This is a genomic window from Cryobacterium sp. PH31-L1, from assembly GCF_030063145.1.
Lineage (GTDB): Bacteria > Actinomycetota > Actinomycetes > Actinomycetales > Microbacteriaceae > Cryobacterium.
Genome location: NZ_JASISM010000001.1, coordinates 820,114 through 835,975 on the forward strand (window position 1 = coordinate 820,114; position 15,862 = coordinate 835,975).

14 protein-coding genes are annotated in these 15,862 nt (G+C 65.8%); 10 read left to right on the forward strand and 4 right to left on the reverse strand.

Annotated elements, in window-relative coordinates:
* The first annotated feature begins 66 nt into the window (after positions 1-66).
* The 5 genes from QMF22_RS03985 to QMF22_RS04005 are packed head-to-tail and all read left to right on the forward strand — an operon-like array spanning position 67 to position 6,341.
* Positions 67-1,674, forward strand: coding sequence for a carboxyl transferase domain-containing protein (locus QMF22_RS03985; protein WP_283450756.1), 1,608 nt, complete (start codon positions 67-69; stop codon positions 1,672-1,674).
* 3 nt (positions 1,675-1,677) lie between these two features.
* A complete protein-coding gene (locus QMF22_RS03990; protein ID WP_283450588.1) occupies positions 1,678-3,723 on the forward strand; it encodes an ATP-binding protein in 2,046 nt (681 codons plus the stop codon).
* Positions 3,720-4,886 carry an acyl-CoA dehydrogenase family protein gene (locus QMF22_RS03995; protein WP_283450590.1) on the forward strand — a complete coding sequence of 389 codons (1,167 nt, stop codon included), beginning with the start codon at positions 3,720-3,722 and terminating at the stop codon, positions 4,884-4,886. The genes QMF22_RS03990 and QMF22_RS03995 overlap by 4 nt, the downstream gene beginning before the upstream one ends.
* 22 nt (positions 4,887-4,908) lie before the next feature.
* Positions 4,909-5,406 (forward strand): MaoC family dehydratase, encoded by a 498-nt coding sequence (locus QMF22_RS04000; RefSeq protein ID WP_283450592.1) that lies wholly within the window; start codon positions 4,909-4,911, stop codon positions 5,404-5,406.
* Positions 5,403-6,341, forward strand: a complete 939-nt coding sequence (locus QMF22_RS04005; protein WP_283450594.1) for an HpcH/HpaI aldolase/citrate lyase family protein — start codon at positions 5,403-5,405, stop codon at positions 6,339-6,341. The genes QMF22_RS04000 and QMF22_RS04005 overlap by 4 nt, the downstream gene beginning before the upstream one ends.
* A gap of 128 nt (positions 6,342-6,469) precedes the next feature.
* Here the strand turns inward: QMF22_RS04005 and QMF22_RS04010 are convergent, their stop codons facing one another.
* Entirely contained in the window at positions 6,470-6,973 is a 504-nt protein-coding gene (locus QMF22_RS04010; protein ID WP_283450596.1) for a glutathione peroxidase, read from the reverse strand.
* A gap of 341 nt (positions 6,974-7,314) precedes the next feature.
* Between QMF22_RS04010 and QMF22_RS04015 the strand changes: the two genes are divergently transcribed.
* The gene (locus QMF22_RS04015; protein ID WP_283450598.1) at positions 7,315-7,491 is read left to right on the forward strand and encodes a hypothetical protein; all 177 of its coding nucleotides are present in this window, start codon (positions 7,315-7,317) and stop codon (positions 7,489-7,491) included.
* A gap of 272 nt (positions 7,492-7,763) precedes the next feature.
* A complete protein-coding gene (locus QMF22_RS04020) occupies positions 7,764-9,449 on the forward strand; it encodes a ribonuclease J (protein ID WP_092341104.1) in 1,686 nt (561 codons plus the stop codon).
* A gap of 66 nt (positions 9,450-9,515) precedes the next feature.
* Here the strand turns inward: QMF22_RS04020 and QMF22_RS04025 are convergent, their stop codons facing one another.
* Positions 9,516-11,129: a peptide chain release factor 3 gene (locus QMF22_RS04025; protein WP_283450602.1), complete on the reverse strand. Its 1,614-nt coding sequence runs from the start codon at positions 11,127-11,129 to the stop codon at positions 9,516-9,518.
* A gap of 329 nt (positions 11,130-11,458) precedes the next feature.
* Between QMF22_RS04025 and QMF22_RS04030 the strand changes: the two genes are divergently transcribed.
* Entirely contained in the window at positions 11,459-12,475 is a 1,017-nt protein-coding gene (locus QMF22_RS04030; protein ID WP_283450605.1) for an aldo/keto reductase, read from the forward strand.
* Positions 12,476-12,486: 11 nt separating this feature from the next.
* Here the strand turns inward: QMF22_RS04030 and QMF22_RS04035 are convergent, their stop codons facing one another.
* The gene (locus QMF22_RS04035) at positions 12,487-13,077 is read right to left on the reverse strand and encodes a TetR/AcrR family transcriptional regulator (RefSeq protein ID WP_092341016.1); all 591 of its coding nucleotides are present in this window, start codon (positions 13,075-13,077) and stop codon (positions 12,487-12,489) included.
* 212 nt (positions 13,078-13,289) lie between these two features.
* Here QMF22_RS04035 and QMF22_RS04040 point away from each other — a divergent pair, with 212 nt between their 5' ends.
* Together QMF22_RS04040 and QMF22_RS04045 are read left to right on the forward strand one after the other, a co-directional pair.
* Positions 13,290-14,633: a M16 family metallopeptidase gene (locus QMF22_RS04040; RefSeq protein WP_283450609.1), complete on the forward strand. Its 1,344-nt coding sequence runs from the start codon at positions 13,290-13,292 to the stop codon at positions 14,631-14,633.
* A gap of 64 nt (positions 14,634-14,697) precedes the next feature.
* Entirely contained in the window at positions 14,698-15,300 is a 603-nt protein-coding gene (locus QMF22_RS04045) for a histidine phosphatase family protein (protein ID WP_092341105.1), read from the forward strand.
* On the opposite strand, the gene QMF22_RS04050 is transcribed toward QMF22_RS04045, so the two are convergent.
* Positions 15,297-15,836, reverse strand: a complete 540-nt coding sequence (locus tag QMF22_RS04050) for a GNAT family N-acetyltransferase (protein WP_283450611.1) — start codon at positions 15,834-15,836, stop codon at positions 15,297-15,299. The genes QMF22_RS04045 and QMF22_RS04050 overlap by 4 nt on opposite strands.
* Positions 15,837-15,862 lie beyond the last annotated feature (26 nt).

Here is a 15,862-nt window from a genome sequence, read left to right on the forward strand (position 1 = left end):
TATCTTCAGTTAGTAATCACTAACTGTAGTTGATGCCGGGCGCTCCGGCCCAATGGGAAGATGTCGATGGAGACACTCGCGAGTCGGCTCGACTCCTCTGCTCAAGCCTTTGTCACCAATGACGCTTCCCAGCGGCAGCTCGTGGCCGACCTGAAACAGCGCCTCGCCACGGCCGCACTCGGCGGACCGGAGAAGTCCCGGCAGCGCCACCTCGCCCGCGGCAAACTGCTGCCGCGCGAGCGCATCGACCAGTTGCTCGACGACGGCAGCCCATTTCTCGAGATCGCGCCGCTCGCCGCGACCGGCCTGTATAACGACGACAGCCCCGGTGCGGGCGTCATCGCCGGCATCGGCCTCGTGCACGGCCGCTACGTGCTCGTGATCTCCAACGACGCCACCGTCAAGGGCGGCACCTACTACCCGATGACGGTGAAGAAGCACTTGCGGGCCCAGGAGATCGCCCTCGAAAACCGACTGCCCTGCATCTACCTCGTCGACTCCGGCGGCGCCTTCCTGCCCATGCAAGACGAAGTCTTCCCCGACCGCGACCACTTCGGACGCATCTTCTACAACCAGGCGCGGATGTCCGCGGCCAAGATCCCGCAGATCGCCTCGGTCATGGGATCCTGCACCGCCGGCGGCGCCTACGTGCCCGCCATGAGCGACGAGACCGTGATTGTGCGTGACCAGGGCACCATCTTTCTCGGCGGCCCGCCGCTCGTGAAGGCTGCCATCGGCGAGATTGTCACCGCGGAGGAACTCGGCGGCGGCGAGCTGCATTCCCGCGTCTCCGGCGTCACGGACCACCTCGCCGAAAACGACGAGCACGCCCTGCAAATCGTGCGCGACATCGTCTCTACCCTGCCACCCGCCCAAGCCCCGGCCTGGCAGGTGCTGCCCACGGTCGACCCTGTCGCCGACGAGAGCGAACTGTACGGAGCCGTCCCCGTCGATGTGCAGGGCCAATATGACGTGCACGAGGTCGTCGCCCGCATCGTCGACGGCAGCGAATTCCACGAGTTCAAACGCGAATACGCCACCACACTGATCACCGGGTTCGCGCACATCCACGGCCACCCGGTGGGCATCGTCGCCAACAACGGCATCCTTTTCGCCGACTCCGCGCAGAAGGGCGCGCACTTCATCGAGCTCTGTGACCAGCGCGGCATTCCGCTCGTCTTTCTGCAGAACATCTCCGGGTTCATGGTGGGACGCGACGCCGAGGCCGGCGGCATCGCCAAGCACGGCGCCAAAATGGTCACCGCCGTAGCGACCGCCCGCGTGCCTAAACTGACGGTCGTCATCGGCGGCTCCTTCGGCGCCGGCAACTACTCGATGTGTGGCCGCGCCTACTCGCCGCGCTTCCTCTGGATGTGGCCGGGCAGCCGCATCTCTGTGATGGGCGGCCCGCAGGCCTCCTCCGTGCTCGCCACCGTGAAACGCGAGCAGATCGAGGGCGGCGGCGAGACATGGTCGGCCGAGGCCGAGACCGCTTTCAAGGCGCCGATCCTCGAGAAGTACGAGACCCAGGGCAGCCCCTACTACTCCACCGCCCGGCTCTGGGACGACGGCGTCATCGACCCCACCGACACCCGCACGGTACTGGGCCTCGCCCTGTCCGTGTGTGCCACCGCGCCGCTCGATGAGTCCGCCTTCGGCCTGTTCAGGATGTGAGACATGACCTTTGACACCGTGCTGGTCGCCAACCGCGGCGAGATCGCCTGCCGCATCATTCGCACGCTGCGGGAGTGCGGCATCCGCTCTATCGCCGTGTACAGCGACGCCGACCGTGACGCTCTTCATGTGTCGCTGGCGGATGCCGCGGTGCGCCTCGGCGGCGCCGCCCCGGCCGACAGCTATCTGAACATCGCGGCGGTGCTGGCTGCTGCGGCGCGAACCGGCGCCCAGGCGATCCACCCCGGCTACGGATTTCTCAGCGAGAACCAGGCCTTCGCGCAGGCCTGCGCCGACGCCGGCATCGTGTTCATCGGGCCGAGCGTGCACGCGCTGAACGTGATGGGCGACAAGATCCGCTCGAAAAACCACGTGGCCGGCTACGGAGTGCCGATCATTCCCGGGGTGGCAGAGGCGGGCCTGAGTAACGAGCAGCTCATCGCGGCGGCCGTCGACGTCGGTTATCCGATGCTGATCAAGCCCTCGGCCGGTGGTGGCGGCAAGGGTATGCACGTGGTGGAACGGGCCGAAGATCTGCCCGCCAGCCTGGAGACCGCACGGCGCGTGGCTCTCAGCGCCTTCGGCGACGACACCCTGCTGCTCGAACGCCTCGTGGCGACCCCGCGGCACATCGAGGTGCAGGTGCTCGCCGACAACCACGGCGCCGTGATCCACCTCGGCGAGCGCGAGTGCTCGCTGCAGCGTCGGCACCAGAAGGTGATCGAGGAGGCGCCCTCGCCCCTGCTCGATGAGGCCACTCGGTCGCGCATCGGGGAGGCGGCCTGCGCCGCCGCCAGCAGCGTGGGCTACAGCGGAGCCGGCACGGTGGAATTTCTGGTCTCCGCGGCCGCGCCAGACGAATTCTTCTTCATGGAGATGAACACCCGCCTGCAGGTTGAACACCCGGTCACCGAGCTGGTCACCGGCCTCGACCTCGTGGACTGGCAGCTGCGCATCGCAGCGGGGGAGCCGCTCACGGTCGCCCAACGCGATATCTGCCTCACGGGTCATGCCATCGAGGCGCGGGTCTACGCGGAGAATCCCGAGCGTGGTTTTCTGCCGACCACCGGCACGGTGTTGCAGCTGCACGAGGCTACCGGTGATGGAGTGCGGGTGGACAGCTCGCTGACGTTGGGCCTCGCGATCGCCTCACACTATGACCCGATGCTCGCCAAGGTGATCGCTTGGGCTCCCACCCGGCTGGAGGCACTCAACCGGCTCGACCGGGCGCTCGCCGACACCGTTGTGCTCGGCGTGCAGACCAACACCGAATACCTGCGGCTGCTGCTAGCGGATGCCGACGTGCGCGTCGGCCGCCTCGACACCGGTCTGATCGAACGCAAGCTTCCGGGCCTCACGTTTCAGGGGGCCGACGAACAGGTGCTCGCCGCCGCGGCCCTGTTCCTGCACGGTCGGGCGGTCGCGCGGGCGCTCGCCGAGTCCGATCTGTCCGACGCGAACGGCGTGTGGACGCGGCCGAGCGGGTGGCGGGCGGGTTCACCGCGTCCGGTGCGCTACTCCCTGGGGGTGAGCGCGACCGAATCCGTTGAGGTGCAGGTTGTGGGTGAGCCGGGGGCGGCATCCGTTTCGATCGGTGGCGGGCCGGCCAAAGAAGCCGGACTGGTCCGCGTCGGAGACGGCGCGTTCAGCGTCGACTACGACGGCCAGACCCGCACGTTTGCCATCGAGCAGTCCGGAACGCGGATGTACCTCGGTGCCGACGGCTTCTCGTTCGAGCTGCGACACCGTTCCCGCGCCGAACAGCTCGCGGAACACCTCGCCAGCCGCGGCCGGGTGCCCGGTGCGGTCAGCCCCGACGTGCGCTCACCGATGCCCGGCACCGTCATCGCGGTACACGCCGCCACCGGCGACGTGGTGACGGCCGGCCAAACCATCCTCGTGGTCGAGGCCATGAAGATGGAGCACAAACTCGTGGCCGCCACCGCTGGCCGCGTCACTGTCAATCTCAAGACCGGCGACCTCGTGTCACTCGACCAGATCGTCGCAACGGTAACTACCCAAGAAGCAGACAAGGAAGGCTCAGCATGAGCTACGAACTCACCCCCGAATACCAGGCCCTGCGCAACACCGTGCGCGACTTCGCCGACACCGTCGTCGCCCCGGCCGCCTACGAGTACGACACCAAGCGGAGCCTGCCCTACGGCATCATCGCGCAGATGGGGGAGCTGGGCCTGTTCGGCCTGCCGTTCCCCGTCGAGTACGGCGGCCAGGGCAAGGACTACTTCGCGCTCTGCCTCGCCGTTGAGCAGCTCGCCCGCGCCGACCAGAGCATCGCCGTCACTCTCGAGGCCGGCGTTGGCCTCGGCATCATGCCGGTCTACCGCAGCGGCACCGAGGCACAGAAGCAGGAATGGGTTCCCCGCCTCGCGAGCGGCTCCGCGCTCGCCGCATTCGGCCTCACCGAAGCGGATGCCGGTTCAGACGCCGCCGGCACCAAGACCACCGCCGCCTTGGAAGACGGCGAATGGGTGATCAATGGCACCAAGCAGTTCATCACCAACTCCGGCTCCGATATCACCCAGCTGGTCACGGTGACCGCCGTCACGGGAGAGTCGACCAGGGCCGACGGCTCGATCAAGAAGGAACTCACCGCGATCCTGGTTCCGACCCCGACCCCCGGATTCACCGCGCTACCGCCCTACGACAAGGTCGGCTGGCACACCTCCGACACGCATCCGCTCGTGTTCGACAACGTGCGTGTGCCCGGCGCCAACCTGCTCGGCGAGCGCGGTCGTGGCTTCGCCAACTTCGTGCAGACCCTCGACGAGGGCCGCATCGCCTTCGCCGCGCTCTGCACGGGCGCTGCGCAGGGCTGCCTCGAAGAGTCGATCCGCTACGCGAACAGCCGCAACGTCTTCGGCCGGTCGATCGGTTCCAACCAGCACATCGCCTTCAAGATCGCCCGGATGCAGGCGCGCGTGCACACCGCACGCCTTGCCTACTACGACGCCGCACTGAAGATGATCAACGGCAAGCCGTTCAAGATGGAGGCCTCGATAGCCAAAATGGTCGGCAGCGAAGCTGCAATGGACAATGCCCGCGACGCGACGCAGATCTTCGGCGGATACGGCTTCATGAACGAGAATCCGGTCGCGCGGCACTATCGTGATTCGAAGGTGCTCGAGCTCGGCGAGGGCACGACCGAGGTGCAGCTCATGGTCATCTCGCGGGCCCTGGGCTTCGCCGGCTGACCTGATCGAATTGGAGAAGCGGATGACCCACCCCGGTACCCCAGCACGCCACCTGGTTCAGCAGCGCGGTCTCTACTTCGAGGAGTTCGATCTCGATGCCCTGTACCAGCACCGCCCCGGTCGCACGGTGACCGAGGCCGACAACGTGCTGTTCACGACAATGACCATGAACACGCAGGCGCTGCATCTCGATGCGGCGTGGTCGGCCACGCAGCCGTTCGGCGAACGCCTGGTGAATTCCATGTTCACCCTGTCGACGATGGTCGGCAGTTCCGTCGCCCAGCTGACTCAGGGCACGATCGTGGCGAACCTGGGATTTTCGACCGTGACGTTTCCGCATCCGCTGCACCACGGCGACACCCTCTACTCGGAGACCATCGTCACCGATAAACGGTTGTCGAAGAGCCGCCCCGGTCAGGGCATCATCACGCTCGAACACACCGGCCGTAACCAACACGGAGTGGTCGTCGGCTCGGCCGTGCGCACCGTGCTGGTCTGGTGCCGCGGGGGCACAGCATGAGCGGCCCGTTCAATGGAGACCCATTCGGGGGTGACCCGTTCGACGAGGGTACCTTCGACTACAACAGCGAACCGGTCGGACCCGATCCGTTTGACGACAGCCCCGCCGGGCTCAGCCCGTTCACCCCGGCCCCGTTCACCCTTGGCCCCGCACTGCTGTTCTGTCCCGCCGACCGGCCCGAGCGCTACGAGAAGGCCGCTGAGCGCGCCGACGCCGTCATTCTCGACCTGGAAGACGCCGTCGCGCCGGCCGACCGGGCAGCGGCGCGGCGGTCGCTGGTCGAGCATCCGCTGGACCCGGCCAGCACGATCGTGCGGATCAACCCGGCCGAAACCGAAGATTTCGCGCTCGATCTGGCTGCGCTCGAACGCACCGATTACCGCGAGGTCATGCTGGCCAAGACTGTCAGCGCCGGGCAGGTCGAACGACTGGCCGGGTTTCGGGTGATTGCCCTGTGCGAAACCGCCGCCGGTGTGCTCTCGGCCACCGAAATCTCCGCCGAGCGCAACGTCGTCGCGCTCATGTGGGGCGCCGAAGACCTCGTGGCCTCGCTCGGAGGCACGTCGAGCCGGTTCCCGGACGGTCGCTATCGTGACGTCGCCCGTCAGGCGCGCTCCCAGGTGTTGCTGGCCGCCCGTGCCCACGACAAGGCGGCGATCGACACGGTGCACCTGGACATCACCGACACGGCCGGGCTTGAGCTCGAGGCAGCGGATGCCGTCGCCAGCGGTTTCACCGCCACCGCGTGCATCCACCCGAGCCAGGTCGCCGTCATTCGCTTCGCCTACCAGCCGACGGCCGCCGAGGTGGACTATGCCCTCGGTCTGCTCGAGGCCGCCGCCAGCGCGCGCGGCGTCTTCCAGCACGAGGGCCGCATGATCGACGGCCCGGTCTTGCGTCACGCCGAGGCCGTGTTGCGCCGCGCCGCCCGCTGACCGCCATCACGCACTCACGTGTTGGCGAACGCCCGATTTGCGGGCCGGGCCCATCTTGCGAAACTGGGCCCATGATCTATCGTGGTCCCAGTTTCCGGGCCCGGGCCCGGAAAGAATGGAAGCGCAGGTCAGGCGGCCTTGGCGGGCAGGACCTTCTCGATGGCTTCGACGATCTCGGTCGACTCCGGCTCGACCGAGGAGGCGAAACGGTCGACGATCTCACCGGTCGGGGTGACCAGGAACTTCTCGAAGTTCCACTTGATCAGGCCGGGCAGCAGTCCCTGCTTGAACTTGGTGAGCTCCGCGTAGAGCGGATGCTGGTGCTTGCCCCGCACGTCCACCTTGGCCGTCATCGGAAAGGTCACCCCGTAGGTCATGCCGCAGAATTCCGAGATGTCGGCCTCGGTTCCTGGCTCCTGGCCCATGAACTGGTTGCTCGGCAGCCCGAGCACGACGAGTCCCTCGTCGGCGTAGCGCTGGTAGAGCGACTCCAGTCCGGCGTACTGCGGGGTGAAACCGCACTTCGAGGCCACGTTGACCACGAGAACAGTCTTGCCTTGGTAGGCGCTGAAGGTTGTTTCTGTTCCGTCGATGAGGGTGAGGGGGATGTCGTACAGCGCAGATGAAGTCATTGGAAGATTTTATCTGCGAAAGCCTCCATGCTGGCTGCACGGCACCTGTGTAGCTGCAGGCCGTCGATGTACCTGCACGGTGCCTGTGTAGATCCTGCGTTTCCCCCAAATGGGTGGCAGGCTCGGGTAATCTGGTATCAGCTCAGAAATCATGGCGGTCCACTAGAGGATCCGGGTTTCTGCAGCCCGCGCGGCGCAGCGCATTCTTTCCGCCGACCGGGCCACCACCCCTGTTTCACTCGAATCAGCTACGCCAATGCGTACCGCTGTCACTCTCGAACGAGACTGTGTGCTCTGACTAGTCGTCGGCATCCGCTAGTACTAATCGCACCAGGAGCACCATGAATTCCTACGTATCGAAGTCCACCCAGCGCAGCACCAGCGCGAACGAGTACGTCACGCACGACGTTCGTCGCGCGATCACTGCAACCGGCTACGTCAGCGGCACCGCGCAGCACCTCGAAGCCGGCGACTACGTCTCCCCGCAGCCGAGCGGTGCCGGGCACCGCTCCGCGTAGCCATCGGCCAGGCCGCTTGAGCGGTGAGCAACACCAAAAGAGGGACTCCGCCACGCGCGGGGTCCCTTTTTTGTGACCGAAAACGCCGCGTGTTGATGCATCGGTAGACTAGTGAGGTATCTGGCCGGTATTTTGCTTGCCCGCCAGGCACGACACGAGGTACGCGTATGCGCGCTGAAGCCCCCTGAGTATTGCTCGCTGGCTTTCGGTATGCCCGATCTCGGTCCCCACACACCTGGACATGCAGTACCGCAGACAACGAAATGAGATTCATGAATAACCACTACCTCGACCTGAGCACTCCGCCGGCACTGCCGGCTCGCGGCATGCGTATCATCCCGCTCGGAGGCCTCGGCGAGATCGGCCGCAACATGACCGTCTTCGAGCACAAGGGAAAGCTGCTCATCATCGACTGCGGCGTTCTCTTCCCCGAAGACAACCAGCCCGGCATCAACGTGATCCTGCCCGACTTCACCGCCATCCGTGACCGCCTGCAGGACATCGAGGCCATCGTGCTCACCCACGGCCACGAAGACCACATCGGCGCAGTTCCGTACCTGCTCAAAGAACGCGGCGACATTCCGGTCGTCGGTTCCAAGCTCACCCTGGCCTTCCTCGCTGCGAAGCTGCAGGAGCACCGCCTCAGCCAGAACTTCATCGAGGTGAAAGAGGGCGAGCGCCGCACGATCGGCCAGTTCGACCTCGAGTTCATCGCCGTCAACCACTCCATCCCCGACGGCCTGGCCATCGCCATTCGTACCGAAGCCGGCCTCGTTCTCGCGACCGGTGACTTCAAGATGGACCAGTTCCCGCTCGACAAGCGCCTCACCGACCTCGGCGCCTTCGCACGCCTGGCCGAAGAGGGCGTCGACCTGTTCATGACGGACTCGACCAACGCCGAGGTCCCCGGCTTCACCACCGCCGAGAAGGACATCGGACCGGCGATCGACACCGTGTTCCGCACCTCCCCGCGCCGCATCATCGTGTCGAGCTTCGCCAGCCACGTGCACCGCATCCAGCAGGTCATCGATGCTGCCGTCAAGCACAACCGCAAGGTGGCCTTCGTCGGCCGCTCCATGGTGCGCAACATGGGCATCGCGAGCGAGCTTGGCTACCTCAACATTCCCAAGGGCCTGCTCGTGGACATGAAGGCACTCGAGCGCATGAAGGACGACAAGGTCGTTCTCATCTGCACCGGTTCGCAGGGTGAGCCGATGGCCGCCCTGTCCCGCATGGCCAACCGCGAGCACGTCATCAAAATCGGCGAGGGCGACACCGTGCTGCTCGCTAGCTCGCTGATCCCCGGCAACGAGAACTCCATCTACCGCGTCATCAACGGCCTGATCCGTTGGGGCGCGAACGTCGTGCACAAGGGCAACGCCAAGGTGCACGTCTCCGGTCACGCCAGTGCCGGCGAGCTTGTTTACTGCTACAACATCGTCAAGCCGGTCAACGTCATGCCGATCCACGGCGAATGGCGTCACTTGACAGCCAACGCCGACCTCGCCATCGCGACCGGTGTGGCCGAAGAGAACGTCATCGTCGTCGAAGATGGCGTTGTCGTCGACCTCATCGACGGTCACGCCAAGGTCACCGGCCGTGTCGTCGCCGACTACGTCTTCGTCGACGGGATGACCGTGGGCGGGGCAGCATCCGCTGCGATGGAAGATCGCCGTAAGCTCGCCGAGGACGGCACCATCACCATCCTCGGAATTCTCAACGCCAAGACCGGCACGCTCTCCGAGCCGGTCGAGTTCCTGGCGCGCGGATTCGTGCACGACGACGAATGGGTCAAGGGAGCGACCAAGGTCATCGACGAGGCCATGAAGGCCGCGAACCGCATCAAGATCGTCGACGGCGCCGAGCTCGAAGACCTGTTCACGCAGTCCGTGAGCCGCTGGATGAACCGCAAGTACCGTCGCAGCCCCGTCATCACCTCCGTGGTGGTCGACGCGTAAGCAGCACCGAACAGAAAGGGCCGCATCCTCCACGAGGATGCGGCCCTTTCTGGTTGAAAGAACCAGCTACATGAAGACTTCGGCGGTCGCGTTCGCGATGTCGATCAGCACAAGCTTCGGGTTCTCCTTGGCAATGGCCTGCAGGCGCCACGGAGTGCTGAACAGGGCGAGCAGGGTGCCGTCGGAGCGGGTGAATACCTCCACCTGGCGGGTGCCGGCGAGCACGAGCGCGCTCTCCTTGTCGGTCTTGCGGGCCACCTGGTAGGGCAGGGCTTCCATGCGGATATCCGCGTGGAAGTCGTGCACCATGCGGTCTTCGACCACCTCGAACTGCATCGGTCCGACGGCGCCGAGCACGGGAGCCTGCTCGCCGCGCACCTCGGAACGCATCACCTGGATGACACCCTCGTGGTCGAGCTGGTCGATGCCGCGGCGAAACTGCTTGTGCTTGCTCGAGTCCACGGGGCGGATCGCCCGAAAATGTTCGGGGGAGAACAGCGGCAGCGGCGGAAACTCCACCCGCTCGTCTTCAAAGATCGAATCGCCCACCCGCAGCGCTGACGCGTTGACGAGCCCCACGATGTCGCCGGGCCAGGCCTGGTCCGTGACGGTGCGTTCCTTGCCGAACAACTGCTGGGCATACTTGGTGGCGAACGGCCGCCCGGTCGCCGCGTGCGTGACGATCATGCCGCGGCGAAATTCGCCCGAGCACACGCGAACGAAGGCCACGTGGTCGCGGTGCGCGGAGTTCATGCCGGACTGTACCTTGAACACGAAACCGGAGAACGGTGAGGTGACCTTTCGCGGGTTGCCGTCGATGTCGATGCGGGCTTCGGCCGGCGGCGCGAACTCCACCAGGGTGTCGAGCAGCTGCTGCACGCCAAAGTTGGCCACGGCCGCGCAGAACAGCACCGGGGTGGTCTGACCGTCGAGAAACAGCTCGGAGTCGTGATTTTGCGACTCAACGTCGAGCAGCTCGGATTCTTCGACAGCGGATGCCCAGGCCGGGCCTTCCTCGATCGCCGCATCGGCGGCATCCAGCCGCACCGATTCGGCCACTGTCGCACCGCCCGCCGTGCGGGTGAAGCGCAGAAAGTCGCCGGAGCGGCGATCGAGCACGCCGCGCAGGTCGCCGGCTTCGCCGACCGGCCAGTTCAGCGGGGTCGGCAGCAGGCCGGTGCGGGTCTGGATCTCGTCCATCAGGGCCAGGGGAGTGTCGCCGGGGCGGTCCCACTTGTTAATGACGGTGATGACCGGCAGGCCGCGCTGCTTGCAAACGGCAAACAGCTTCATGGTTTGCGGCTCGAGACCCTTGGCGGCGTCGACGAGCATCACCGCGGCATCCACTGCGGAGAGCACTCGAAAGGTGTCCTCGGAGAAGTCGGCGTGGCCCGGGGTGTCGACGAGGTTGATCACGGCGTCATGGTATTCAAACTGAATGGCGGCGCTGGTGACCGAGATACCGCGAGCCTTTTCCATCTCCATCCAGTCCGAGACGGTGCCGCTACGGCCGGCCTTGCCGTGGGTGGCACCGGCTGAGGTGATGGCGCGGGCGTGCAGCAGAAGGGCCTCGGTCAGAGTGGACTTGCCCGCGTCGGGGTGGCTGATCACCGCGAATGTGCGGCGACGGAGGGCCTCGCGGGGAACCTGTGGGTTGGGCACGGAGGCGTCGGTGGTCATGGCTGCTTTCCTGCGGCTGATTCGGGCAGGATACCTAGCCAGTCGATCGATCACGTGATTCGACAGCCGGCGGCCCAGGGCGGATGTGCACCTGCACAGGTAGCCCAATTTTTGCGCAATCTTCAGTCTAACAAATCGGGGGCGCACCGACTGGCGGCCTGCAGCCACCGCCCCCTGTTCGGCCGCTCGCGACGTACATTTTGGTAACGGTTTAGCGTGCCGCCGGGAAATGTCGGTGGCCTCGCCTAAAGTCGGGCCAAGAGCACTTTACGACGAGAAAACCCGGCGGTAAGCACAGGTCGGGCGAGCACCCTGGGAGGAGAACGCAAATGCCCCGACAGGTGGTCTCATCGTCTCTGGATGCGATGTCGGTCGACCGCGTACCGGCCGAGATGGGGCCGTCCGAGACGACCGTGGGTTCGCGACCGGTGCGCCGGCAGATCGCGGGAACCGAGCTGCGCGTGCATCCGCTGGCCCTGGGCTGCAACGCTTTCGGCTGGACCGCGACGAATGAAGTGTCCTTGGCCATCCTTGATGCGCACCGCGATCTTGGCGGTAATTTTCTGGACACTGCCGACAGCTTCGCGGCCGGGCGCAGTGAAGTGATCATCGGGTCGTGGTTGCGTTCTCGGGGCGCGCGGGCCGAGACCGTGCTGGCCACCAAAATCGGCCGCAATCTCGACAACCCCGGTCTGACCCAGCGCAGCATCGTCGCGGCGGTCGAGGCCAGCCTGGTGCGGCTCGGTACCGACTACGTCGACCTGCTCTACTTTCACTTCGACGACAAGACCGTTGCGCTCGAAGAGAGCCTGGTTGCCGTGGAAGCCCTGATGCGCGCCGGCAAGGTGCGCTATCTCGGTGCCAGCAATTTCTCGGCGGAACGGCTCATGGAAGCCCGGGTGCTCTCAGCCGTCGGCCTGCCCAAGTTCGTTGCCGCCGAAACCCCGTACAACCTCGTGCATCGCGCCGAACTCGAAAAAGACGTCGCCGTTGTGGCCCGCGCCCAGCACCTGGCCCTGATGCCCGGGTTCGCTCTCGCCCACGGTTTTCTGGCCGGCGCATACCGAACCAAAGCGGATGTCGCCGGCACGGCCCGCGGTCAGCTCGCCAAGGTCTACCTCAACCGTCGCTCGCTGCGCGTACTCGCTGTGGTCGACCGCATCGCCGCCGCGCAGGGCATGGCCCCGGCGTCGATTGCCCTGGCCTGGCTGCTCGCGCGGCCCGACGTTGTGGCGCCGGTGGCCGGCGCCGGCCGGGCCGATCAGGTGCAGTCTTTGGTCGCGGCGGCGGGCATCCGTCTCGGACGTACTGACCTCCTCGATCTCGACCGGGTATCGGGCTACTGAGTTCGCAAGCTTTAGGCGCCCGACTCGTCGAGGACGCGCTGAATGGCGCGCAGCAGGGCGGTGTGGGCACCGATCGGGTCGCCGAGGTTGGCGCCGGCGAAGGCGCCGTCGCGGGCGAGAAAGAAGTCGTCGGCGGCGTCTCCGGGCCGGGCGTGCCCCATGCCGCGGAACATGTCCTCGATCGAGCGCCCGTACCAGTCCCGGTGTGCGGACACGGCCTGGCGTACAGGGTGGGCCGGGTCGGTGAACTGGGCGGCCGCGTTAATGAACGGGCAGCCGTGGAAGCCTTCGCGGATGACCTGTGCCGAGATCTCGTTGACGACTCCGCGCAATCGCTGCTCCGGGGTGTCGTATCGAGTGTCAAGGCTGGCGAGAAAATCGCGAGCCAGGCGGTCGCGGCCCTGCAGGTACACCACGATGAGGGCATCCTTGGAGCGGTAGTACTTGTAAAAGGTTGCTTTGGTGACCTTGGACTCGCTGATGATGCGGTCCACACCCACGGTGTGAACACCCTCGGTATAGAAGAGCCGGTCGGCGGTGGCGAGGATGCGCACCTTGGCATGTGTCGCCGGCCGAACGGCTTCAGCTGTCAGCGTGGTCATGCGGCACTCCTTTATTTGGGGGCAGAAAACGGCCCCGGATGAGCGCAAATCCGGGAGTTTTCCCCGGTCGGCTCCCAGACTGTAACACACCCTAGACAGACCAGTCTGTCGCAATCAGCCCCACGGACCGTTCCGGCCAAACTGGGGGTAGGTCTGCGAGTTCCCGCGGGGAGCCGGCCGCCCCGATCGGGTCTTGTAAGGTGGTGGATGATATGAACGGTGCAGTCGACTTTCCCCTAGACCAGGCCGAACTCTCGTTTCGGGCCGCCGGCGATGCCCTCGTGCGGCGCACCGTTCTGCCGAGCGGTGTTCGCATTCTCAGCGAGCAGGTGCCGGGCGCCCGCAGCCTCACGATCGGTTACTGGGTGGCTGTCGGTTCGCGCGACGAACAACCGGGGCATTTCGGCTCCACGCACTTTCTCGAGCACCTGCTGTTCAAGGGCACGCCGACGCGGTCGGCCCTGGACATCGCCATCTCGTTCGACGCGGTCGGCGGCGAACACAACGCCATGACCGCCAAGGAATACACCTGCTACTACGCCAAGGTGCAGGATCGCGACCTGGGCATGGCCATCGACGTGCTCACCGACATGTTGACGTCCTCCAAACTCGATGACGGTGAATTCGAAACCGAGCGAGGCGTCATTCTCGAGGAACTCGCCATGGCCGACGATGACCCGGCCGATGTCGCGAACGAGAGATTTTTCGAAGCCGTGCTGGGAAAGCATGCGCTGGGCCGCCCGATAGGCGGCAGCGCCGATGACATTCGCGCGGCCTCCCGCACGGCAGTGTGGGAGCACTACCAGGCCAACTATCGCCCGCAGGACCTCGTCGTCACGGTCGCCGGTGCTGTCGACCACGACCAGTTGGTCGCCGCCGTCACCCGCGCGCTCGAACGGGCCGGCTGGGACCTCAGCGTCCCCCAGATCCCGGTCAGCCGTCGGGGCGGCGTCCCAGCCGAGATTCACCAGGGTCAGGCCCTGACCATCGTGAAACGTCCCCTCGAACAAGCCAACCTGCTGCTCGGCATGCCCGGCCTGCTGGCAACGGACGACCGTCGCGTCACGATGAGCGTGCTCACCTCAATCTTCGGCGGGGGAATGTCGAGCCGGCTTTTTCAGGAAGTACGCGAGAAGCGCGGCCTGGCCTACTCGGTGTACTCGTTCGCGCCCGGCTACTCCGACGCCGGCCTATTCGGCATGTATGCCGGGTGCACACCGGCCAAGGCCGGCCAGGTCGCTGAGCTCATGCTGAGCGAACTGCACCGCCTCGCCGCTGACGGTGTCACCGCCGACGAGATGAAGCGGGCATCCGGCCAGCTGAGTGGGGCATCCGCTTTGGCCCTGGAAGACTCAGACACCCGCATGTCGCGGCTGGGGCGCTCCGAGATCACCCTCGGCGAGTTCGCCGATCTCGACGAAGCACTGCGCCGCCTCGCACTGGTCACCGCGGCCGATGTGCAGGCGCTCGCCGCTGAGCTCGCGAGCGGTCCAGTCTCGATCGCCGCGGTCGGGGCCCTCGAGGATGACGCCTTCGCCGCGATCCTCCCGGGCTGACCTTCACCCCACAGCTTGTGCACTATCCGCCCCGGCGGACTTCTGAACTTTGAAATGGACGATGATGCCCCAGTACATCTACCTGGTACGCCACGGCGAGCAGCAGGATGCCGAACACGGCCTGCACGACGGCCCGCTGTCACCGCGCGGCAAACGCCAGGCGCTGCTGATTGCCGACCGCCTCAGCGGAGTTCCGTTCACGGGCGCCTGGCACTCACCGCTGCAGCGGGCTGCCGAGACGGCCGAGATCATGGCGGAGCGACTGCCCGCCCTGCACAGCGAATCGTCGGCGCTGCTGTTCGACTGCATCCCCTCTGGCCGGGCAGCCGAAACGCCGTCGGCCTACGACCCGTTTTTCGGCTCCGTCACCGACGATGAGATCGCCGCCGGACGAGCGCAGATGGAAGACGCCGTCGCCGAATTTCTACAACCGCGCCGCAGCCAGCGGCACGACCTACTGATCACCCACAATTTCGTGATCGCCTGGTTTGTGCGTGAGGTTCTCGGCGCTCCCGATTGGCGCTGGGTCGGCATCAATCAGGCCAATTGCGGCTTGACCGTGCTCCAGCAAAAGCCGGGCCGTCCGTGGACGCTGGTCACCCACAATGACCTCGGCCACCTGCCGGTCGAGCTGCGAACCGGGCTGCCGGAACCCCTGATGTTCTAGAGTCGCTTGCTATACCAGTGCGTGGCATTGGGATTGTCGTTGTACGACGGAATGTTTTCGTATCCCGTGCTCTGATACAGCGCCCCGGCGGTGGCGAGGCTCACGTTGGTGTCGAGCACCACTTCGGTGCCCCCGAGTTCTGCCGCCCGCCGCTCCAACTCGGCCAGCAGCAGGCGCCCCCATCCACGCCCGCGCGTTGTGGGTTGAATCCACAAATGTTTGACCTCGAAGCGAACGGGCTCGTTCTCGGCATTGTCCAGACGACGGATGCCCCCGCACCCGACATACGCGCCGCTCGAGTGGATCTTCGCCTCGTCATCGATGTCGGCATCGTCGCTGTCCGAATCGTCCCTGGCCGTGTCGCCGAGTACGACGAGGAACACGCCCTGTGGCGGCACGAATTGCTCCACCACCGGATAGGTCGGGTGGTAGGTGCCCTGCGGTTGCCGAAAGGCCAGTTCGGGACTGCGAAAGTACTCGGTAAGCAGGGTGAGGGCCGCGGCATCCGCGACCGACACTGTGTGAAACTGAGGCATTCCCTAAGGATATTGCGCGGGCATGC